Genomic DNA, 22,065 nt, shown 5'->3' on the forward strand with positions numbered 1-22,065 from the left:
ACCGGCAGATGAAACACCGGTACGTTGCTCGCTACACATTTTTTGGAATCGCCCAGCAAAGACTGCTTGGTAATCGGCAACTCCTGCAATTCAGGCGAATCCACAGAAGTTGTATCAAGAAGGGAGCGTAGTCTACCGGAATGCTCCTTTCAGCTCAAACCTTGATCTTCGTCTGTTGGCTGCCAGTGCAATGTCCAGCCTTCGTGCATCTGACCACCAAGACCCGACAGGTTCGCCACTGCGAGCAATTCTTCGCCGCGAAACAGCAGCGGCAATCTGCCACGCACGAACGCCGGCACCTCGCGTTCATTGAGCAGACGCTTGATGTCGCGGCGCCCACGCTCGGCCAGATGCATGGTCTCACCGCCCTGACGATAGGCAATGCGCAAAGGTCCGGATGGAGCTTGCCCAGTGAACATGACGCGTCCGTTATCGGCCAAGCGTAGCGCTGACGTCGGGGTCTGCCAGTCGATGCCGGTCACTGGCGTACGCAGCCAATTGCCGCTGAGCCACCAGATGCGACCGGCGCCACGGTGCAGCTCGCCATCGGCCAGGCGCCAGATCGGTGAGGCGTCGGCGCTGGCATCGCGCAGATTGAGCCAACCCGACCAGTGGTCGGCATCCGGCAAACGAGTCAGTCCCGCAAGCCAGTGGCTGAGGGCGTTGCGCTGGCGTGCAGCGGACAGCCCTGCCAACGGCGCCAGCGCCAGCGAGGGTACGCCCAGCCAGTCGAAATCATGAGAGGTTTGCGCCTGTGCCAGATCGATCTGCGCCAATTCGTCGAGCAAGCCTTGGGCTTCCCGCAGATGCGCGGCCGTGCGCGCCATGCTCGCCTGTGCCTGCGGCCAACGCTCGGTCAGCGCAGGCATGATCTGATGGCGCAGGTAATTGCGTGAAAACTGCCGATCCTGATTCGACGGATCTTCGATCCAGCGCAATCGATGGGCCTGTGCATAACTTTCCAGCTCGGCGCGACTGACGTCCAGCAACGGACGAACCAGCATGCCCTGCCCCACTGGCCGGCGCTGCGGCATCCCGCCGAGCCCGCGTACGCCGGCACCGCGCAACAGCCGGAATAACAGCGTTTCCGCCTGGTCGTCGCGGTGTTGGCCGGTCAGCAGTACGTTATTGGCTTGCGTCAGCTGACTGAACACCGCGTAACGTGCATCACGTGCCGCCCGCTCCAGGCTCGCTCCGGCCTTCACCGTTACCCGCTCCACATGCAACGGAACATCCAGCGCCTCGCAAATGGCTTGGCAATGTTGCGGCCACGCGTCAGCGGCAGCTTGAAGGCCGTGGTGGATGTGAATGGCGCTTAGCGGAGGGAGGGATTCGGTTTTCGTCAGAGTGGCGAGAAGGTGCAGAAGGACGGTGGAGTCGAGGCCACCGGAGAAGGCGACGCGCCAGTGAGCGGCGTTGCGCCAGGGCTCAAGTTTGAGCAGAAGTCGCGACAGCAAATCACTCTTAGAGGAATTCATAGAGAGGGTCGCTTCTCAGAGATCCCTGTAGGAGCTGCCGAAGGCTGCGATCTTTTGATTCTCAAAAGCAAGATCAAAAGATCGCAGCCTTCAGCAGCTCCTACAAGGGGTGGCGCTCGACTTAGAGACCGTAGCTCATCAGGCGATCGTAACGGCGCTTGAGCAGCGCTTCGTTGTCGAACTGCTTGAGCATCGCCAGTTGCGAGCTCAGCTCGGCACGGATCGAAGCGGCCGCAGCGGCAGGATCGCGGTGAGCGCCGCCCAGTGGCTCGCTGATCACCTTGTCGACGATGCCCAGGCCTTTGAGACGCTCGGCGGTGATGCCCATCGCTTCAGCGGCATCCGGCGCTTTTTCGGCGGTTTTCCACAGAATCGATGCGCAACCTTCCGGCGAGATCACCGCGTAGGTCGAGTATTGCAGCATGTTCAGTTGATCGCAGACGCCGATGGCCAGTGCGCCGCCGGAACCACCCTCACCAATCACGGTGGCGATGATCGGGGTCTTCAGACGCGCCATCACGCGCAGGTTCCAGGCGATCGCTTCGCTCTGGTTGCGCTCTTCAGCATCGATGCCCGGGTAGGCGCCCGGGGTGTCGATGAAGGTCAGGATCGGCATTTTGAAGCGCTCGGCCATTTCCATCAGACGGCAGGCCTTGCGGTAGCCTTCGGGACGCGGCATGCCGAAGTTGCGACGGACTTTCTCGCGCACTTCACGGCCCTTCTGGTGGCCGATGATCATCACCGGCTGGTCTTCCAGACGGGCGATACCGCCAACAATGGCAGCGTCATCGGAGAAGTGCCGATCACCGTGCAGTTCGTCGAACTCGGTGAAGATGTGCTCGATGTAGTCCAGGGTGTACGGGCGTTTCGGGTGACGCGCCAGGCGTGCGATCTGCCAGCTGGTCAGCTTGCCGAAGATGTCTTCGGTCAGCGTTCGGCTCTTGTCCTGCAGGCGGGAGATCTCATCGCCGATATTCAGCGAATTGTCATTACCGACCAAGCGCAACTCTTCGATCTTGGCTTGCAGGTCGGCGATCGGCTGTTCGAAATCTAGAAAATTCGGGTTCATAGGCGTCCGTCTTGGGTCGTGTCCCAAGTGAGCTTGGGCCGGCCGGTTGTCTATTCGCGCCCTACCTTAAGGGAGAGGCGCGCTGAGGTCGAGATTAAAAATTCAGGTTGCGGGCAAGCGCAATGATGGCACTTGCCGGTCAACGGTATTGGAGGAAGACGTTGTCTCGCCCGAACTGGTCACGCAGGGCTTGAATCAAGGCATCCGCCGGGTCGATCCGCCAGGTCTCGCCAAACTGCAGCAGGGTCTTCGCATCCGGGCTGGTGTACTCCATGGTCACCGGGCAGGCGCCGCGATGACGCTTGAGCAGTTCGCCCAACCAGCGTAGCTGATCGCCTTTCAGATCCTGGGTGTGCAGTTTCAGGCGCAGGCTCTCGGCCAGATTGGTCCGTGCGTCTTCCATGCTCATCACGCGCTTGACCCGCAGGCGCAGGCCCCCGGAGAAGTCGTCATTGCTGACTTCGCCCTCGACCACCACCATCGCGTCGGTCTGCAACAGCGACTGCGCCGAATGGAACGCATCGGCAAACAGCGACGCCTCGATCCGCCCGGAGCGGTCGTCGAGGGTGATGAAGCCCATTTTGTCGCCTTTCTTGTTCTTCATCACCCGCAGGGCAATGATCATTCCCGCCACCGTCTGCGTGTCGCGTGCCGGTTTCAGGTCGATGATGCGCTGACGGGCGAAACGGCGGATCTCGCCTTCGTATTCGTCGATCGGGTGACCGGTCAGGTACAGCCCCAGGGTGTCTTTTTCACCTTTGAGACGCTCCTTGAGGGTCAGTTCCTTGGCCTTGCGATGGGACGCGTAAACGTCGGCATCTGCTTCGACGAACAAACCGCCGAACAGGTCGGCATGGCCAGAATCGTGGGTACGTGCGGTCTGCTCGGCAGCCTTGATCGCCTCTTCCATCGCCGCCAGCAGCACGGCGCGGTTGCGGTCGATGTTGGCTTGATAGGCTTTCTGTTCGTCGTGGAAATACGGGCCGAGGCGATCCAGTGCACCGCTGCGGATAAGGCCGTCGAGGGTGCGTTTGTTGATGCGCTTGAGGTCAACCCGTGCGCAGAAGTCGAACAGATCCTTGAACGGACCGGCCTGACGCGCTTCGGTGATCGCCTCCACCGGGCCTTCACCAACGCCTTTGATCGCGCCCAGGCCATAGACGATGCGGCCGTCGTCGTTCACCGTGAACTTGAACTCCGAGGTGTTCACATCCGGCGCGTCGAGGCGCAGTTTCATCGTGCGCACTTCCTCGATCAAGGTCACGACCTTGTCGGTGTTGTGCATATCCGCTGAAAGTACCGCCGCCATGAACGGCGCCGGGTAATGGGCTTTCAGCCAGGCAGTCTGGTACGACACCAGGCCGTAGGCGGCGGAGTGGGATTTGTTGAAGCCGTAACCGGCAAATTTTTCCACCAGGTCGAAAATGTTACCGGCCAGATCCGGGTCGATGCCGTTGGTGGCGCAACCCTCAATGAAACCGCCGCGCTGCTTGGCCATTTCCTCGGGCTTTTTCTTACCCATTGCCCGGCGCAGCATGTCCGCGCCGCCAAGGGTATACCCGGCCATGACCTGGGCAATCTGCATCACCTGTTCCTGATACAGGATGATGCCGTAAGTCGGCGCCAATACTGGTTTGAGGCCCTCGTATTGGTAGTCCGAGTGCGGATAAGCCAGCTCGGCGCGGCCATGCTTGCGGTTGATGAAGTCGTCCACCATGCCCGATTGCAGCGGGCCCGGACGGAACAGTGCGACCAGTGCGATCAAGTCTTCCAGGCAGTCGGGCTTGAGCTTTTTGATCAGCTCTTTCATGCCGCGCGATTCAAGCTGGAACACCGCCGTGGTTTCGGCTTTTTGCAGCAGCGAGTAAGTCGGTTTGTCGTCCAGCGGGATAAACGCGATATCCAGCGGCGGCTCGTTGACCTTGGCGCGGTCGCGGTTGATGGTCTTCAGCGCCCAGTCAATGATCGTCAGCGTGCGCAGACCGAGGAAGTCGAACTTCACCAGACCGGCCGCTTCAACGTCGTCCTTGTCGAACTGGGTCACCAGGCCATCGCCGGCCTCGTCGCAGTAGATCGGCGAGAAGTCAGTCAGCTTGGTCGGCGCGATTACCACACCACCGGCGTGTTTGCCGACGTTACGCACCACGCCTTCGAGCTTGCGCGCCATCTCCCAGATTTCTGCCGCTTCTTCATCGACCTTGATGAAGTCACGCAGGATTTCCTCCTGCTCGTAGGCTTTTTCCAAAGTCATGCCGACTTCGAACGGAATCATCTTCGACAGGCGATCCGCCAGGCCGTAGGACTTGCCCTGCACCCGCGCCACGTCACGCACCACAGCCTTGGCAGCCATGGAACCGAAGGTGATGATCTGGCTCACCGCGTTACGACCGTATTTCTCGGCCACATAGTCGATCACCCGGTCGCGACCGTCCATGCAGAAGTCGACGTCGAAGTCGGGCATGGAAACCCGTTCCGGGTTGAGGAAACGTTCGAACAGCAGGTCATATTCCAGCGGATCGAGGTCGGTGATCTTTTGTACGTACGCCACCAGCGAACCGGCACCCGACCCCCGGCCAGGACCGACCGGTACGCCGTTGTTCTTGGCCCACTGGATAAAGTCCATCACGATCAGGAAGTAACCGGGGAAACCCATCTGGATGATGATATCCAGCTCGAAATTCAAGCGGTCGACATAGACCTGACGCTTGGCTTCGTAGTCTTCGGTGGTGTCTTTGGGCAGCAGCACCGCCAGGCGTTCCTCGAGACCTTCGAAGGAAACCTTGCGGAAATATTCGTCGATGGTCATGCCATCGGGGATCGGGAAATTGGGCAGGAAGTGCGTGCCCAGTTTCACTTCGATGTTGCAGCGCTTGGCGATCTCGACGGTGTTTTCGATCGCGTCGGGAATATCGCTGAACAGCTCGAGCATTTCCTCGGCGCTTTTCAGGTATTGCTGATCGCTGTAATTCTTCGAACGGCGTGGGTCGTCAAGGGCGCGGCCCTCACCGATGCACACGCGGGTTTCGTGGGCGGCGAAGTCTTCCTGCTTGATGAAGCGCACATCGTTGCTCGCCACCAGGGGTGCGCCGAGCTTGTCGGCCAACGCTACGGCGCCGTGCAGTTGCTCTTCGTCATTGGGGCGGTTGGTGCGCTGGATTTCCAGATAGAAACGATCCGGGAACACCGCCATCCACTCACGCGTCAACGCTTCGGCTTCTGCCGGGTTGCCGCCGATGATGGCCATGCCGATCTCGCCTTCTTTGGCAGCGGACAGCATGATCAGGCCTTCGTTGGCCTCAGCCACCCACTCGCGCTCGACGATGACCATGCCGTTGCGCTGCCCTTCGATGAAGCCGCGCGAGATCAATTCAGTGAGATTGCGATAACCCTGCGCATTCATGACCAGCAGGCTGATGCGGCTCAGTGGTGCATCCGGGTCCTTGTTCGCCAGCCACAGGTCGGCGCCGCAGATCGGCTTGATACCGGCGCCCATGGCGTTTTTATAGAACTTGACCAGGGAACACATATTGTTCTGATCGGTGACCGCTACCGCCGGCATGTTCATGGCGGTCAAGGCCTTGACCAGCGGCTTGATCCGCACCAGCCCGTCGACCAGGGAGTATTCAGTGTGCAGGCGTAGATGAACGAATGAAGCCGGCATAGTGATCCTGTCCAGTTACATAGAGACAACGAGGCCCGGATTGTACCGGGCCTCGAATAAAACATCAGCCTTGCGCCTAAACCTGCGTCAGGCTTTCCAGCGCCTCGTAAGCCAGGCGAACCGGGGCGAACGAGCGGCGGTGAATCGGCGTCGGACCGAGCCGCGCCAACGCTTCCAGATGAACGGGCGTCGGGTAACCTTTATGGCCGCCGATGCCGTATCCCGGATAGATCAATTCGAATGCCGCCATCTCGCGATCACGGCTGACCTTGGCCAGAATCGACGCCGCCGCGATGGCCGGTACCTTGCCGTCACCCTGGATCACTGCCTCGGCGCGCATCGGCAAATGCGGGCAGCGGTTGCCGTCGATCATCGCCAGTTTCGGCTGAATGTGCAGGCCGGCCACTGCACGCTGCATGGCCAGCATGGTCGCGTGAAGAATGTTCAGGTCGTCGATTTCTTCGACTTCGGCGCGGGCGATGCACCAGCTCAGGGCTTTTTCGCAGATCTCGTCGTAGAGTCTTTCGCGCTTGGCTTCGGTGAGCTTCTTCGAATCGTCGAGGCCGAGGATCGGCCGGTTCGGATCGAGGATTACCGCCGCTGTCACCACGGCACCGCACAAGGGGCCGCGACCGACTTCATCGACACCGGCAACCAGCGCTTCGACTTCGGCGACCAAAGTGAAATCCAGGCCCATCTGCATGCTTGTCTTGCTCATTGTGTTTTGCCGATCAGCTCAAGAACGGCGTCCGCCGCCTGATTGGAAGCATCCCGCCGCAACGTGCGGTGAATCTCGTCGAAACCCCGGGTCTGTTCTTCTCCGCCGTCAATCAAGGGCGACAGCGTCTGCGCCAACGCCTCGACTGTCGCATCATCCTGCAACAGTTCCGGTACCAGCAAGCGCTGGGCAAGCAAATTGGGCAGCGACACGTACGGACTCTTGACCATGCGCTTGAGAATCCAGAACGTCAGCGGTGCCAACCGATATGCCACCACCATCGGCCGCTTGTACAGCAGCGCTTCAAGGGTCGCTGTGCCGGAAGCAATCAATACGGCGTTGCACGCAGCGAGGGCCAGATGCGATTTACCATCGAGCAATGTCACCGGCAAATCGCGGCCGACCAGCAGCGCTTCAAGTTGCACGCGGCGTTCTGGATTGGCACAAGGAATGACAAAACGTACACCCGGGCGCATGCCGCGCAGGCGTTCGGCGGTGTCGAGGAACAACGCGCCGAGACGACTGACCTCACCGCCACGACTGCCCGGCATCAGTGCCACCAGCGGACCGTCGGGCAAACCCAACTCGGCACGCGCACTGGCGCGATCGGCTTGCAACGGGATCGTATCGGCGAGGGTGTGGCCGACGAAACGCACCGGCACACCCTTCTCTTCATAGAAGCGCGCTTCGAACGGCAACAATGTGAGCATCAGATCGCAGCCTTCGCGGATCTTCAGCACACGCTTCTGCCGCCACGCCCAGACCGACGGGCTGACGTAATGCACGGTCTTGATTCCGGCCTGACGCAGCTTGAGTTCAATATTCAGGTTGAAGTCCGGCGCGTCGATCCCGATGAACGCGTCTGGCTTGGCAGCGATCAGCGTGGCGATCAGGTCTTTGCGGCGCTTGAGCAACTCACGCAGGCGGCCGAGGACTTCCACCAGCCCCATGACCGACAAGCGCTCCATGGGGAAGTACGAGGTCAGGCCTTCGGCCTGCATCAGCGGCCCGCCGACACCGATGAACTCGATCTCCGGGTGTTGAGCCTTGAGCGCGCGCATGAGGCCGGCGCCAAGAATGTCACCGGAAGCCTCGCCCGCCACCAGTGCAATACGCAGACTGGCCATGATCAGCGGGTAATGCCGCGAGTCGATGCCTGGATCGAATCGCGAAACACGGCGACTTCAGGGAACTGCGCAGAAGGCTCGACCAGCTCGGCCAATGCCTGTTCGACCGTGAGCCCCTGGCGGTAAACGGTTTTGTAGGCTCGGCGCAAGGCGTGGATCGCCTCTTCGCTGAAACCGCGACGGCGCATGCCTTCGAAGTTCATGCTGCGCGCTTCTGCGGGGTTACCGAATACGGTGACGAATGCCGGGACGTCCTTGCCGATCGCCGTGCCCATGCCGGAAAAGCTGTGGGCGCCGATGTGGCAATACTGATGAACCAGGGTGAAACCGGAGAGGATCGCCCAATCGTCAACATGGACATGCCCGGCCAACGCAGTGTTGTTGACCAGAATGCAGTGGTTGCCGATGACGCTGTCGTGGCCGATGTGGGCATAGGCCATGATCAGGTTGTGATCGCCCAGCGTGGTTTCCGAACGATCCTGAACGGTGCCACGGTGAATGGTCACGCCTTCGCGGATGACGTTGTGGTCACCGATTACCAGGCGGGTTTCTTCGCCTTTGTATTTCAGATCCGGGGTGTCCTCGCCTACCGAGGAAAACTGGTAGATGCGATTGTGTTTACCAATGCGGGTCGGCCCCTTGAGGATTACGTGCGGCCCGATCACGGTACCCTCGCCGATTTCCACACCTGCGCCGATGATCGACCACGGGCCGACCTCGACGCCGTCAGCCAGTACGGCCGACGGATCGATGATTGCGCGAGGGTCAATCAAACTCATACTTTTTGTTCCGCGCAGATGATCTCGGCCGAGCACACCGGCTTGCCGTCGACCGAAGCCTGGCACTCGAACTTCCAGATCTTGCGCTTGCAGCTGATGAAGGTCGCTTCAAGGATCAACTGGTCGCCCGGCTTGACTGGCTGGCGGAAGCGCAGCTTGTCGGAACCGACGAAGTAGTACAGGGTGCCGTCGGCCGGTTTGACGTCGAGCATCTTGAAACCGAGGATCCCGGCAGCCTGAGCCATCGCTTCAATGATCAGCACGCCCGGCATGATCGGATGCGCGGGAAAGTGACCATTGAAGAACGGTTCATTGATGCTGACATTCTTGTAGGCGCGAATTCGCTTGCCTTCAGTGTCCAGTTCCACCACCCGGTCCACCAGCAGGAACGGATAACGGTGAGGCAGGTATTCGCGAATCTCGTTGATGTCCATCATTTCAGGGGAAAGCCTATGTAAAGATTGGGAGCGCGACTGACGCGCACTCCTCTAGCAAATCAAGGAGGCAGTCTAGAGGCTGTGCACACTTGATATGGAAATGGTATCAGCCATCAGATGAAGCATTGCCGTCAGGGGTCACTTCCCCTACGCGCTTTTCCAGCTGTTTCAACCGTCGCGCGAGGTCATCGAGCTGACGGATGCGGGCCGCGCTTTTGCGCCATTCGGCCGCCGGTTGCATGGCTGTGCCGGAAGAATAGGCGCCCGGCTCGGTAATCGAGTGGGTCACCATGGTCATCCCGGTCAGGAAAACGTTGTCGCAAATATCAATGTGACCGACCAGACCGACGCCACCGGCGAGCATGCAGTGCTTGCCGATTTTGGTGCTGCCGGAAATGCCGACGCACGCGGCCATAGCGGTGTGATCACCGACCTGGACGTTGTGTGCGATCTGGATCTGGTTGTCGAGCTTCACGCCATTGCCGATCACGGTATCGGCCAGCGCGCCGCGATCAATGGCGGTGTTAACGCCGATCTCGACATCGTCGCCGATGGTCACGCCACCGATCTGGGCGATTTTCTGCCAGACGCCTTTTTCGTTGGCGAAGCCGAAGCCCTCACCGCCGATCACCGCGCCGGACTGAATGACCACACGCTTACCGATGCGCACGTCGTGATACAGCGTGACTCTTGGAGCCAGCCAGCCTCCTTCACCGATTTCGCTACGCGCACCGATCACGCAATGCGCGCCCAGGGTTACTTGTGCAGCGATTCGCGCACCGGCTTCGATCACCACGAACGGGCCGATGCTTGCGCTTGGATCGACCTCCGCGTCCGCTGCGATCACCGCTGTCGGGTGGATACCCGCGGCGGCTTTTGGTTTTGGATCGAACAAATGGGAGATACGCGCGTATGCCAGGTAAGGATCCGGCACCACCAAAGCGTTACCGGCAAACCCTTCAGCGTCGGCTTCCTTGAGCAGCAGTGCAGCTGCCTGCGAACCGGCCAGGTATTTGCGGTATTGGGGATTTGCCAGAAAGCTCAACTGAGCTGGGCCAGCCTCTTGCAAAGTGGCTAGCCCAGTAATTTGCTTCTCGGGGTCGCCACGCAGAGTGGCGCCGAGGTGCTCGGCCAACTGGCCGAGCTTGATAGTCACGGTCATGGGTTACTTCAGCTGATTCATGCGCTCGATAACCTGGCGCGTGATGTCGTACTGAGGTTTGACATCGATGACTGCGCCACGCTCGAACACCAGGTCAAAACCACCTTTCTTGATGACTTCTTCCACAGCGCTGTCCAGTTTCGGCTTAAGCTGCTTGAGCATTTCGCGGTCGGCAACGGCTTTGGCTTCGTTCAGCTCCTTGGACTGGAACTGGAAGTCACGGGCCTTTTGCTTGAATTCCAGCTCCAGACGCTCACGCTCGCCCTGCTGCATCTTGTCGCCACCGGCCATCAGACGGTCCTGAATGCCTTTGGCGCTGCTTTCCAGGGTTTTCAGCTTGGTCAGTTGCGGACCGAACTTCTTCTCGGCATCCACGGCGTATTTCTTGGCCGCGTCGGATTCCAGCAGTGCCATCTGATAGTTCAGCACGGCAATTTTCATGTCGGCGAACGCCGGGCCTGCCACCAGTACGGAGGCCAGGAGAACCAATTGAGTCAACTTACGCACGATGCACTCCTACAAAATCCATTGTCGTTATCTTGGGTCAGACGCTTAGAACGTCTGGCCGAGGGAGAATTGGAACACTTGAGTTTCAGCGTCATCCGGTTTCTTGATCGGCATCGCCAGTGCAAAGCTCAAAGGCCCCAGTGCGGTGACCCAGGTCACACCCACACCGACGGAACTGGCCATATTGCTCAGGCTGATGTCGTTGCATTTGGTATTGGACGAAGTACCGTTCGCGTTCGTAGTGTCCTTGCACTGCGAGTCAAACACGTTACCGACATCCCAGAAGACCGAAGTACGCAGGGAACGCTGATCCTTGACGAATGGCAGCGGGAACAGGACTTCCACACCACCCTGGATCAGGACGTTACCACCGAATGGCAACGGATCCTGGTCTGGATCGCGAGAGGTTCCCGGGTTGTTACCCTGACTCGGCGTACTGCGCGGGCCAAGGGTGCTGTCCTTGAAACCACGTACCGAGTTGAAGCCACCCGCATAGTAGTTCTCATAGAACGGCAAGCCGTCAGTCGAACCATAACCGTCGCCATAACCGAGTTCGGTGTGCAGGCGCATGGTGTAATTCTCGGTAATCGGCTGGAACAGCTGACCACGGTAATCAAGCTTGAAGAACGACAGGTCGCTGCCTGGAATGGTGGTTTCCAGGGTCAGGCTCTGGGAACGACCACGGGTCGGCAAGACACCTTTGTTCAAAGTCGACTCGGACCAGCCGGCCGAGGCCTTGAAGTTCAGGTAGTTATCGCCTTCCTTCTTAACGAAATCGAAGATCTCGTCGACGGTGTAGCGACCGGTGTTGATCTTGTCCTGCTGGGCAGACAGACCGAAAGTCAGACGCGAAGTCTCGCTGATCGGGTAACCGACGTTGACGCCGGCACCGAGGCTGTCGACCGCATAGCTGGAAATATCGGCGTCGAGCTCATCGTAGTCGGTGGTGCGATAGAACGCGTTGTAGCCCAGGCTCACGCCGTCGGCGGTCCAGTAGGGGTCAACGTAGCCGAAGTTGTAGCGGCTCTGGTATTCGCTGCGGGTCAGGCCGATGCTGACGCGGTTACCGGTACCAAGGAAGTTGTTCTGGGTAATCGAGCCACCCAGGATCAGACCGGCGCTCTGGGCGAAACCAACGCTGGCGGTGATCGAACCGGAAGCCTGTTCTTCAACCGCGTAGTTCACGTCAACCTGGTCGTCGACACCTGGCACAGCCGGGGTTTCAACGTTGACTTCCTTGAAGAAGCCCAGACGTTCCAGACGGGTCTTGGACTGGTCGATCAGGTAAGTCGAAGCCCAGCCGCCTTCCATCTGACGCATCTCACGGCGCAGCACTTCGTCTTCGGACTTGGTGTTGCCTCGGAAATTGATACGGTTGACGTAAGCACGCTTGCCCGGATCGACAGCGAAGAGGATGTCCACAGTGTGGTCGTCATCGTGCGGCTGAGGCACACCGTTGACGTTGGCGAAGGTGTAGCCCTCGTTACCCAGGCGACGGGTGATCAGCTCGGAGGTGGTGGTCATCAGCTTGCGCGAGAACACCTGGCCTTTCTGCACCAGCAACAGCGACTTGACCTGGTCTTCAGGGACTTTCAGGTCACCGCTGAGCTTGACGTCGCGAACGGTGTACTTCTCGCCTTCGGTAACGTTGACGGTGATGTAGACGTGTTTCTTGTCCGGAGTGATGGACACCTGGGTCGAAGCAATGTCCATGTTGATATAGCCGCGGTCCAGGTAGTAGGAACGCAGACGCTCCAGGTCACCGGAGAGTTTTTCACGGGCATATTTGTCATCGTTCTTGAAGAACGACAGCCAGTTGGTGGTTTTCAGCTCGAACAGATCGGTCAGGTCTTCCTCGGGGAATACCGTGTTGCCTACCACGTTGATGTGCTGAATGGCCGCAACGGTGCCTTCGTTGATCTTCACTTTCAGACCCACGCGGTTGCGCGGCTGTGAGACCACTTCGGTGTCGACGGTAGCCGAGTAACGGCCTTGGGCAACGTACTGACGTTGCAGTTCGTTACGCACACCCTCGAGGGTTGCACGCTGGAAGATCTCACCCTCTGCCAGACCGGACTGCTTGAGGCCCTTCATCAGGTCTTCAGTGGAAATCGCCTTGTTGCCTTCGATTTCGATACTGGCGACCGACGGACGCTCGACCACGGTGATGACCAGGACGTTGCCTTCGCGGCCCAGCTGGATATCTTGAAAGAAACCGGTTTTGAACAACGCACGAGTGGATTCCACCAGGCGACGATCATCCGCCTGCTCGCCGACGTTCAACGGCAAGGCACCAAAGACGCTACCCGCGGAGACCCGCTGGAGGCCATTGACGCGAATATCAGAGATAGTGAAGGACTCGGCGTGAACTTCGGCGATCATCAATACGGTGAGAACCGCAGTTAGCAGCAGACGTTTCATGAAGTCCTTTCTTATTCCAACTGGCAATAAACAAACTGCCGCAAAATGCGGCAGATTCGCAATTCAGCGAAGCGTTACAGTCGACCCAGATCGTTGACCAGAGCAAGCAACATCACTCCGACCACCAAACTGATACCGATCTGTATCCCCCAACCTTGCACCCGATCCGACAAGGGGCGACCACGCACCCACTCGATCAGATAAAACAACAAATGCCCCCCATCCAGTACCGGAATGGGCAGCAAATTCAGAACCCCCAGGCTAATACTCAGATAAGCAAGGAAATTCAGGAAATCAGCGACGCCCGACTGGGCAGAAGCGCCCGCCACTTTAGCAATGGTTATCGGTCCACTCAAGTTTTTTACCGAGAGCTCGCCGAACAGCATTTTCTTCAGCGAATCGAGGGTCAGAATGCTCATGGTCCAGGTACGCCGGGCACCCTCGCCAATCGCGGCCAGCGGGCCATAGCTGACCTCGCGGATCATTTCCGGTGGCCAGTCGATAGCTTTGACGCCAGCACCCAGATAACCGCTTGGCGACTTGCTTTCACCGCGCGCCGCCAAGGTTACCGGGACGTCGATTTGAGCATTGTCGCGCTCGATGCGCAGTAGGATTTTGGTATCAGGACGCGTACGGACAGTGTCGACCACCTGCTGCCAGTCGCTCAGCGGCTGACCATCCAGAGCCAGCAAGCGATCGCCGGTCTTCAGCCCCGCTGCCTGGGCCGGGCCCTTCGGGTCCAGCTCCGCAAGCACCGGCGGCAGGGCCGGACGCCATGGACGAACCCCCAGCGAACGAATCGGATCCGGCTCGTCGGCGCCCTTGAGCCAGTTATGCAGCGCAAGTGTGCGCGCAGACTCTGCGGTTGAGCCCTGCTCGCGCACCAGCAATTGAATGGCACCGCTTTCACCCAAGCGACGCACCAGTTGCAGATTGACCGCAGCCCAACCGGAGGTCGGTTCACCATCGATCGCGACGATCTCCTGACCTGCAGTCAACCCGGCCCTGGCGGCAATACTGCCCGACTCGACCGCACCGATGACCGGGCGAACCTGCTCGCTGCCGAGCATCGCCAGCACCCAGAAGAACACCAGAGCCAAAAGAAAATTGGCAACAGGGCCAGCGGCGACGATGGCGATTCGCTGACGCACCGATTTGCGGTTGAACGATTGATCGAGTTGCTCGACCGGCACTTCGCCTTCACGCTCGTCGAGCATCTTGACGTAGCCGCCCAGCGGAATCGCGGCGACCACGAATTCGGTGCCTTGTTTGTCGTGCCAGCGCAGCAACGGCATGCCAAAGCCCACGGAAAAACGCAGAACCTTGACGCCACAGCGACGCGCGACCCAGAAATGGCCGAATTCATGGAAGGTGACCAGCACGCCCAAGGCGATCAGGGTGCCGGCAATCATATAGAGCGCGCTCATCTACTTTCTCCGCAATCCCGTTCAGTGTCGCGTGTAGCCATGTGTTGCAAAAAACCGTTACCGGCCGTGCTGGCTCAACCATTGTTCAGCCAGGACTCGCGCCTTCGCGTCTGCGGTGAAGACCGCATCGAGATCGTTCAGCGCAACCACCGGCTCCCGACTCAAGACTTCCTCGATGATACTCGCGATTTCCAGGTAGCGAACCCGTCCGTCGAGAAACGCCGCCACGGCCACTTCATTGGCCGCGTTGAGCATCGCCGGGGCGCTGTCGCCAGCTTCGGCGGCCTGACGCGCCAGACGAAGGCACGGGAAGCGCGCTTCATCAGGCGCCTCGAAATCCAGGCGGGCAATGGTAAACAGATCCAGTGGCGGTACGCCGGAATCAATGCGCTCCGGCCAGGCCAGGGCGTTGGCGATCGGCGTGCGCATATCGGGGTTACCCAGTTGCGCCAGCACCGAACCATCCACGTAGTCGACCAACGAGTGAATCACGCTTTGCGGGTGGATCACCACTTCGACCTGCGCTGGTTTGGCATCGAACAACCAACAGGCTTCGATCAGTTCGAGCCCCTTGTTCATCATGCTCGCCGAATCTACGGAGATCTTGCGCCCCATGGACCAGTTCGGGTGAGCGCAGGCCTGCTCAGGTGAAACATGCGCCAGCTCGGCCATCGGCGTCTGCCGGAAAGGCCCGCCAGAGGCTGTAAGCAAAATCCGCCGTACACCCACCGAGCTCAGGCCGCGAGCGAAATCCGTCGGCATGCACTGAAAAATCGCGTTGTGTTCGCTGTCGATCGGCAGCAGCACCGAGCCGCTTTTGCGCACGGCCTGCATGAACAGAGCGCCGGACATGACCAACGCCTCTTTATTGGCCAAGAGGATTTTCTTGCCCGCCTCGACCGCTGCCAGCGTCGGACGCAGCCCCGCTGCGCCGACGATAGCTGCCATCACCGCATCGACTTCCGGCGCGGAGGCCACCTGACACAGGCCCTCCTCGCCCACCAGAACGCGGGTCGGCATACCCGCGGCACGCAAGTCATCCTGCAAACCGCGCGCTGCGGCAACTTCAGGCACTACGGCAAATTGCGGCACATGACGCAAGCACAGAGCCAATAACTCACTGAGGCGAGTAAAACCACTCAGTGCGAAAACCTGATAACGCTCAGGATGACGCGCAATGACATCCAGGGTGCTCAGACCGATCGAACCGGTAGCACCCAACACGGTAACCTGCTGGGGACGACTCACGGTGCAGCCATCCAGAGCAACACGGCGAATACCGGAATTGCAGCGGTAAGGCTGTCGATGCGATCCAGCACGCCACCATGGCCAGGCAGCAGATTACTGCTGTCCTTGATGCCGGATTGACGCTTGAACATGCTTTCGGTGAGATCACCGACCACAGAAATGAAGACGATCAGCGCAGCGCCAATCAATCCTTTGAGCAGCTCGGCCACAGTCCAGTCGCGGATCATCCCGACGATCGCGGTGATCACCAGACTCAAAGCCAGACCACCGTAAACGCCTTCCCAGCTTTTGCCCGGACTGACTTGCGGGGCGAGCTTGCGCTTGCCGAACTTGCGTCCGGAAAAATAAGCCCCGATGTCCGCGCCCCAGACCAGCACCATCACCGCCATGATCAACCAGTTACCCAGCGGGTACTGCTTGATCTGCACCAGGCCCTGCCACGCAGGCAGCAGGATCAGCAGGCCAATGACCAGTTTGGTCGCCGCGGTTGACCAATGCGCACTGGAGTGTGGATAGGTCAGCACCAGGTAAGTGGCAACCGCCCACCAGATCACCGATGCACCGAGCACCCACGGCGCAAGCCCGGGCAGCACATACATGACAAACAGCATCAAGGCGACCACGGCGGCAAAGCCAACGCGGAACGATTGTGCGGTGAAACCGGCCAGACGCGCCCACTCCCACGCACCGAGACTGACTACCAGGCCAATGAACAGCGCGAAACCGGCGCCTTCCAGCAGAAAAAACCCGCACAAGGCGATCGGCAGCAGGATCAGCGCGGTGATGATTCGTTGTTTGAGCATTAAACCCGGGCTCCAGCTTCGACCTGTTCGCTCGTTTTACCGAACCGACGCTGGCGCGAAGCGAAATCGGCCAGCGCGGTGCGCATGGCTTCGTGTTTGAAGTCCGGCCAGAACAGGTCGGAGAAGTACAACTCAGCATAGGCCAGTTGCCACAGCAGGAAGTTGCTGATGCGATGCTCGCCACCGGTGCGGATGCACAGATCCGGCAACGGCAGATCGCCGGTCGCCAGACAGGTCTGCAGCAGATCCGGGGTGATGTCCTCCGGACGCAAGTGCCCGGCCTGGACTTCACGTGCCAGACGCTGCGCGGCCTGTGCGATATCCCACTGGCCGCCATAGTTGGCGGCGATCTGCAGGACAAAGCGGTTGGCACCGACGGTCATTGCTTCGGCTTCGCGCATCGCTGCCTGAAGCTCAGGATGGAAGCGCGAGCGATCGCCGATGATGCGCAGGCTGATGTTGTTGTCGTTGAGGCGCTTGGCCTCACGACGCAATGCCTTGAAGAACAGGTCCATCAAGGCACTGACTTCATCGGCCGGGCGCTGCCAGTTTTCACTGGAAAAAGCGAACAGGGTCAGGACTTCGACCTTGGCTTCAGCGCACACCTCGATCACCGCCCGCACAGCATCCACGCCCGCTTTATGCCCGGCGACACCGGGCATGAAGCGTTTTTTCGCCCAGCGATTATTGCCATCCATGATGATCGCGACATGGCGCGGCACCGCGGACGGCGCAGTCTGCTTGGTCTTGTCCATTTAAAGCTCGACCCTTATACGGCCATCAGGTCTTTTTCTTTCTCGTCCGTGGCCTTGGTAATCTGGCCCTCGGATTCTTTGGTCAGCTTGTCGATATCAGCGATGGCACGACGCTCTTCGTCCTCGCTGATTTCCTTGTCCTTGACCAGCTTCTTCAGCTCGCCCAAGGCATCACGACGAATGTTGCGTACGGCAACGCGCGCGTCTTCAGCTGCGCTACGTGCCTGCTTGGTGAAACCCTTGCGCGTTTCCTCGGTGAGGGCAGGCATCGGGATCAGCAGCAGCTCGCCCAGGTTGGTCGGGTTGAGGTTCAGACCGGCGCTCTGGATCGCCTTGTCGACAGCAGCGAGCATGTTGCGCTCGAAAGCCACGACTTGCAGGGTACGCGAGTCTTTCACGGTGACGTTGGCCACACTGCTCAGCGGGGTGTCAGTGCCGTAGTAAGGCACCATGACACTGCCGAGGATGCTCGGGTGAGCCTTGCCGGTACGAATCTGGCCGAACGCGTGGTTCAGAGATTCCAGGGATTTCTGCATACGCGCTTGGGCGTCTTTCTTGATTTCGTTGATCATTGTTGGCCTTCCTCGATCAATGTCCCTTCAGCGCCGCCGTGCACGATGTTCAGCAGGGCGCCGGGTTTGTTCATGTTGAATACGCGCAGCGGCATCTTGTGATCGCGGCACAGGCAAATAGCGGTCAGATCCATCACGCCCAGCTTGCGATCCAGCACTTCATCATAAGTCAGATGATCGAACTTCTCGGCATGCGGGTCTTTGAACGGGTCTGCGGTGTAGACACCATCAACCTTGGTGGCCTTGAGCACAACGTCGGCGTCGATTTCGATTGCACGCAGGCAGGCTGCCGAATCCGTGGTGAAGAACGGATTGCCGGTGCCGGCCGCGAAGATCACGACGTCCTTGGAGTTCAAGTGGCGCATGGCTTTGCGGCGATCGTAGTGATCGGTCACGCCAACCATGGAAATGGCCGACATGACGATGGCCGAGATATTGGCACGTTCCAGCGCATCGCGCATGGCCAGAGCGTTCATCACAGTGGCCAGCATGCCCATGTGGTCGCCCGTGACCCGATCCATACCGGCTTTGCTCAGGGCTTCGCCACGGAACAGGTTGCCACCGCCGATCACCAGACCGACCTGGACGCCGATGCCGACCAGTTGGCCGACTTCCAGCGCCATGCGATCGAGCACCTTCGGATCGATCCCGAACTCTTCCGAGCCCATCAGGGCCTCGCCGCTAAGCTTGAGTAGAATGCGTTTATAGCGAGCCTGATAACCACTGCCCTGCTGAGCCATTGCGAATCTCTCCTGCGGCGTATTTAAAATTCTTTGCGAGCTGTTTACAGCTGGCGTTCACTCTAGCTTGGCGCTGCTGCAGCGCCATCGGAACATGGCTTTGTAAGTCAGTTCCGGGTGGAAACCAAATAAAAATTGGTAACCCATCTGAAAAGAGGCTGCGCGCGTAAGCGGGCAGCCTCTTTCGGGCGACAGTTGAAAAACCGTCTTATTGCTTGGCGGCAGCCAGCTGGGCAGCAACTTCTTCAGCGAAGTTGTCGACCGGCTTCTCGATGCCTTCGCCTACTTTGAAGTAAGTGAAGGAAACGATTTCAGCGCCGGCTTTCTTGGCCAGCTCGCCAACCTTGACTTCAGGGTTCTTGACGAACGCCTGCTCAACCAGGCTCGCTTCTGCCAGGAACTTGCTGATACGGCCCTTGACCATGTTCTCAACAATGTTTTCTGGCTTGCCTTTGATTTTCTCTTCGTTCAACTGCAGGAACACAGCCTTCTCACGCTCGATCGCTTCGTCAGAGACTTGCGAAGGCAGCAGGAACTCAGGGTTGCTTGCAGCAACGTGCATCGCGATGTCTTTGGCCAGCTCGACGTCACCGCCTTTCAGGACAACAGCAACACCGATCTTGTTACCGTGCAGGTAGGTGCCGACAACGTCACCCTCTACGCGGACCAGACGACGGATGTTGACGTTCTCGCCGACTTTGGCAACCAGAGCTTCACGAGCCGATTCCTGAGCGGCGATCAGCGGAGCTGCGTCGGTCAGTTTTTCGTCGAAAGCTTTTTCTACGCTGGCAGCAACGAAGTTTTTGAAGTCGTCTTGCAGGGCCAGGAAGTCGGTCTGCGAGTTGACTTCCAGCAGCACGGCTGCCTTGTCGTTCGATTTGATGGCGATCGCGCCTTCAGCGGCGACGTTGCCAGCTTTCTTGGCAGCCTTGATCGCGCCCGAAGCACGCATGTCATCAATGGCTTTCTCGATGTCGCCGTCAGCCTTTTCCAGGGCCTTCTTGCAATCCATCATGCCTTCGCCGGTACGCTCGCGCAGTTCTTTGACCAACGCTGCAGTAATTGCTGCCATTTTCAAATTCCTCTTGGATAGGTTTTCAACCATTCCACCCGATCGAACGGGCGTTCAATTCTTCCCGAACCACCCTTGTTAGCTGCCGCACATTACAAACAAAGACGTGGGCGCCGACAAAGGGTTTTCGAGGTGGCAAAAAGGGGGCCAAGCCCCCTTTTTGCTTACTGAGTCAACGCCAGGGCGTCAATTACTCAGCTGCAGCCTGAGTTTCTTCAGCTGCGAATTCAACAGTACCGCCAGCAACATTGTTGCGACCACGGATAACAGCGTCAGCCATCGAACCCATGTACAGCTGGATGGCGCGAATGGCGTCATCGTTGCCCGGGATGATGTAGTCAACGCCTTCCGGGCTGCTGTTGGTATCGACAACGCCGATGACCGGGATGCCCAGCTTGTTGGCTTCGGTGATCGCGATGCGCTCGTGGTCAACGTCGATCACGAACAGTGCGTCTGGCAGACCGCCCATGTCCTTGATGCCGCCCAGCGAACGATCCAGCTTCTCAAGATCACGGGAGCGCATCAGCGCTTCTTTCTTGGTCAGCTTGGCGAAAGTACCGTCTTCGGCTTGAACTTCAAGGTCACGCAGACGCTTGATGGAAGCACGAATGGTCTTGAAGTTGGTCAGCATGCCGCCCAACCAGCGGTGATCGACGTACGGCGAACCGCAACGTGCTGCTTCTTCAGCAACGATCTTGCCAGCGGAACGCTTGGTGCCGACGAACAGAATCTTGTTTTTGCCCTGGGCCAGACGCTCTACGAAAGTCAGAGCTTCGTTGAACATTGGCAGGGTTTTTTCAAGGTTGATGATGTGAATCTTGTTACGCGCGCCGAAAATGTACTTGCCCATTTTCGGATTCCAGTAACGGGTTTGGTGACCGAAGTGCACACCGGCCTTCAGCATATCGCGCATATTGACTTGGGACATGATAGTTCCTTGATAAGTCGGGTTTGGCCTCCACGTATCCCAATGACCAACCAGAGGCATAACGCCCAAGGCACCCAGGTCATCGTGTCGACACGTGTGTGGATTTAGGCTTTTCGGGGCATCCCCGGAAAGCGGCGCATTTTATACCACAGGGTGCGCAGAAACGGAACCCGGAATCTGTATTCGCCCCGGCGACATGGGCGCAGCGCCCTTGGAATCGGCCCGAGGGGCACCATTGTATAGGGACAAGCCAGACACGCAGGCGCGGATTTGCGCGTGCCGTCTGTTAGAATCGCGTTTTTCAGGGTCGCAAAATGTCTGCCTGCCACCCCATTCGTATCCGTAAGCGCCGTCGAGCGCAGAGAGAGCCTGTATGACCGTCAACCTCAAAACCCCCGAGGACATCGCTGGCATGCGTGTCGCCGGCAAACTGGCCGCCGATGTGCTGGAAATGATTGCCGAACACGTCAAACCGGGCGTAACCACTGATCAGCTCAACCAGATCTGCCACGACTACATCGTCAATGTGCAGCAAGCCATCCCCGCCCCGCTCAACTACAAGGGCTACCCGAAGTCGATCTGCACGTCGATCAACCATGTGGTCTGCCACGGCATTCCGAATGACAAGCCGCTGAAAAACGGCGACACCCTTAACATCGACGTCACCGTGATCAAGGACGGTTACCACGGCGATACCAGCCGCATGTTCCACGTCGGCGAAGTGCCGGTCTGGGCCGAGCGCCTGTCGCAGGTCACCCAGGAATGCATGTACAAGGCGATCGAGATCGTCAAACCCGGCTGCCGCCTCGGTGATATCGGTGAAGTGATCCAGAAGCACGCGGAAAAGAACGGCTTCTCGGTGGTGCGCGAATTCTGCGGCCACGGTATCGGTAAAGTCTTCCACGAGGAGCCGCAGATCCTGCATTACGGTCGCGCCGGCACCGGCATGGAACTCAAAGCCGGCATGACCTTCACCATCGAGCCGATGATCAACCAGGGCAAGGCCGATACCAAGGTACTTGGCGACGGCTGGACCGCGATCACCAAAGACCGCAAGCTCTCGGCTCAGTGGGAACATACTCTGCTGGTTACCGACACAGGCTATGAGATCTTCACCCTGCGCAGCGATGACACCATCGCCCGCGTCTCGGCCTGACACCC

At 59.1% G+C, this 22,065-nt stretch carries 19 protein-coding genes; 1 reads left to right on the forward strand and 18 read right to left on the reverse strand.

Annotated features, from left to right (window positions below):
• Positions 1 to 149: 149 nt before the first annotated feature.
• From tilS to rpsB, 18 genes are all read right to left on the reverse strand, one after another.
• Positions 150 to 1,478 (reverse strand): tRNA lysidine(34) synthetase TilS, encoded by a 1,329-nt coding sequence (gene tilS, locus VNV36_RS21445; protein ID WP_325720295.1) that lies wholly within the window; start codon positions 1,476 to 1,478, stop codon positions 150 to 152.
• A 121-nt stretch (positions 1,479 to 1,599) separates the two neighbouring features.
• Positions 1,600 to 2,547, reverse strand: coding sequence for an acetyl-CoA carboxylase carboxyltransferase subunit alpha (locus tag VNV36_RS21450; protein ID WP_133334993.1), 948 nt, complete (start codon positions 2,545 to 2,547; stop codon positions 1,600 to 1,602).
• A 139-nt stretch (positions 2,548 to 2,686) separates the two neighbouring features.
• Positions 2,687 to 6,208: a DNA polymerase III subunit alpha gene (gene dnaE, locus VNV36_RS21455; RefSeq protein ID WP_325720299.1), complete on the reverse strand. Its 3,522-nt coding sequence runs from the start codon at positions 6,206 to 6,208 to the stop codon at positions 2,687 to 2,689.
• A gap of 76 nt (positions 6,209 to 6,284) precedes the next feature.
• Complete coding sequence (gene rnhB / locus VNV36_RS21460) at positions 6,285 to 6,911, reverse strand: ribonuclease HII (protein WP_325720347.1); 627 nt, start codon at positions 6,909 to 6,911, stop codon at positions 6,285 to 6,287.
• Positions 6,912 to 6,922: 11 nt separating this feature from the next.
• Positions 6,923 to 8,053, reverse strand: a complete 1,131-nt coding sequence (gene lpxB / locus VNV36_RS21465; protein WP_414705531.1) for a lipid-A-disaccharide synthase — start codon at positions 8,051 to 8,053, stop codon at positions 6,923 to 6,925.
• Between the two features lie 2 nt (positions 8,054 to 8,055).
• Complete coding sequence (gene lpxA, locus VNV36_RS21470; RefSeq protein ID WP_325720301.1) at positions 8,056 to 8,832, reverse strand: acyl-ACP--UDP-N-acetylglucosamine O-acyltransferase; 777 nt, start codon at positions 8,830 to 8,832, stop codon at positions 8,056 to 8,058.
• Positions 8,829 to 9,269: a 3-hydroxyacyl-ACP dehydratase FabZ gene (gene fabZ / locus VNV36_RS21475; RefSeq protein ID WP_016771469.1), complete on the reverse strand. Its 441-nt coding sequence runs from the start codon at positions 9,267 to 9,269 to the stop codon at positions 8,829 to 8,831. Before fabZ ends, lpxA begins: the two co-directional genes overlap by 4 nt.
• Before the next feature lie 106 nt (positions 9,270 to 9,375).
• Positions 9,376 to 10,431: a UDP-3-O-(3-hydroxymyristoyl)glucosamine N-acyltransferase gene (lpxD, locus tag VNV36_RS21480; RefSeq protein WP_325720303.1), complete on the reverse strand. Its 1,056-nt coding sequence runs from the start codon at positions 10,429 to 10,431 to the stop codon at positions 9,376 to 9,378.
• A 3-nt stretch (positions 10,432 to 10,434) separates the two neighbouring features.
• On the reverse strand, positions 10,435 to 10,938 hold the full coding sequence (locus tag VNV36_RS21485) for an OmpH/Skp family outer membrane protein (RefSeq protein ID WP_003222140.1): 504 nt from the start codon (positions 10,936 to 10,938) through the stop codon (positions 10,435 to 10,437).
• Between the two features lie 45 nt (positions 10,939 to 10,983).
• Complete coding sequence (gene bamA, locus VNV36_RS21490) at positions 10,984 to 13,359, reverse strand: outer membrane protein assembly factor BamA (RefSeq protein ID WP_325720307.1); 2,376 nt, start codon at positions 13,357 to 13,359, stop codon at positions 10,984 to 10,986.
• Positions 13,360 to 13,433: 74 nt separating this feature from the next.
• Positions 13,434 to 14,786: a sigma E protease regulator RseP gene (rseP, locus tag VNV36_RS21495; protein WP_325720309.1), complete on the reverse strand. Its 1,353-nt coding sequence runs from the start codon at positions 14,784 to 14,786 to the stop codon at positions 13,434 to 13,436.
• A gap of 57 nt (positions 14,787 to 14,843) precedes the next feature.
• On the reverse strand, positions 14,844 to 16,034 hold the full coding sequence (ispC, locus tag VNV36_RS21500; protein ID WP_325720311.1) for a 1-deoxy-D-xylulose-5-phosphate reductoisomerase: 1,191 nt from the start codon (positions 16,032 to 16,034) through the stop codon (positions 14,844 to 14,846).
• Positions 16,031 to 16,837 carry a phosphatidate cytidylyltransferase gene (locus VNV36_RS21505; protein ID WP_325720313.1) on the reverse strand — a complete coding sequence of 269 codons (807 nt, stop codon included), beginning with the start codon at positions 16,835 to 16,837 and terminating at the stop codon, positions 16,031 to 16,033. The genes ispC and VNV36_RS21505 overlap by 4 nt, the downstream gene beginning before the upstream one ends.
• Positions 16,837 to 17,592, reverse strand: a complete 756-nt coding sequence (gene uppS / locus VNV36_RS21510) for a polyprenyl diphosphate synthase (protein ID WP_039762463.1) — start codon at positions 17,590 to 17,592, stop codon at positions 16,837 to 16,839. Before uppS ends, VNV36_RS21505 begins: the two co-directional genes overlap by 1 nt.
• A 14-nt stretch (positions 17,593 to 17,606) precedes the next feature.
• Entirely contained in the window at positions 17,607 to 18,164 is a 558-nt protein-coding gene (gene frr, locus VNV36_RS21515; RefSeq protein ID WP_325720316.1) for a ribosome recycling factor, read from the reverse strand.
• Complete coding sequence (gene pyrH / locus VNV36_RS21520) at positions 18,161 to 18,904, reverse strand: UMP kinase (protein ID WP_003222124.1); 744 nt, start codon at positions 18,902 to 18,904, stop codon at positions 18,161 to 18,163. Before pyrH ends, frr begins: the two co-directional genes overlap by 4 nt.
• A gap of 208 nt (positions 18,905 to 19,112) precedes the next feature.
• Positions 19,113 to 19,976, reverse strand: a complete 864-nt coding sequence (gene tsf / locus VNV36_RS21525; protein ID WP_016771476.1) for a translation elongation factor Ts — start codon at positions 19,974 to 19,976, stop codon at positions 19,113 to 19,115.
• Positions 19,977 to 20,166: 190 nt separating this feature from the next.
• Positions 20,167 to 20,904 (reverse strand): 30S ribosomal protein S2, encoded by a 738-nt coding sequence (rpsB, locus tag VNV36_RS21530; RefSeq protein ID WP_003222119.1) that lies wholly within the window; start codon positions 20,902 to 20,904, stop codon positions 20,167 to 20,169.
• Positions 20,905 to 21,277: 373 nt separating this feature from the next.
• Here rpsB and map point away from each other — a divergent pair, with 373 nt between their 5' ends.
• Entirely contained in the window at positions 21,278 to 22,060 is a 783-nt protein-coding gene (map, locus tag VNV36_RS21535; protein ID WP_186620945.1) for a type I methionyl aminopeptidase, read from the forward strand.
• Positions 22,061 to 22,065 lie beyond the last annotated feature (5 nt).

Source organism: Pseudomonas sp., from assembly GCF_035554175.1.
Taxonomy (GTDB): Bacteria; Pseudomonadota; Gammaproteobacteria; order Pseudomonadales; family Pseudomonadaceae; genus Aquipseudomonas.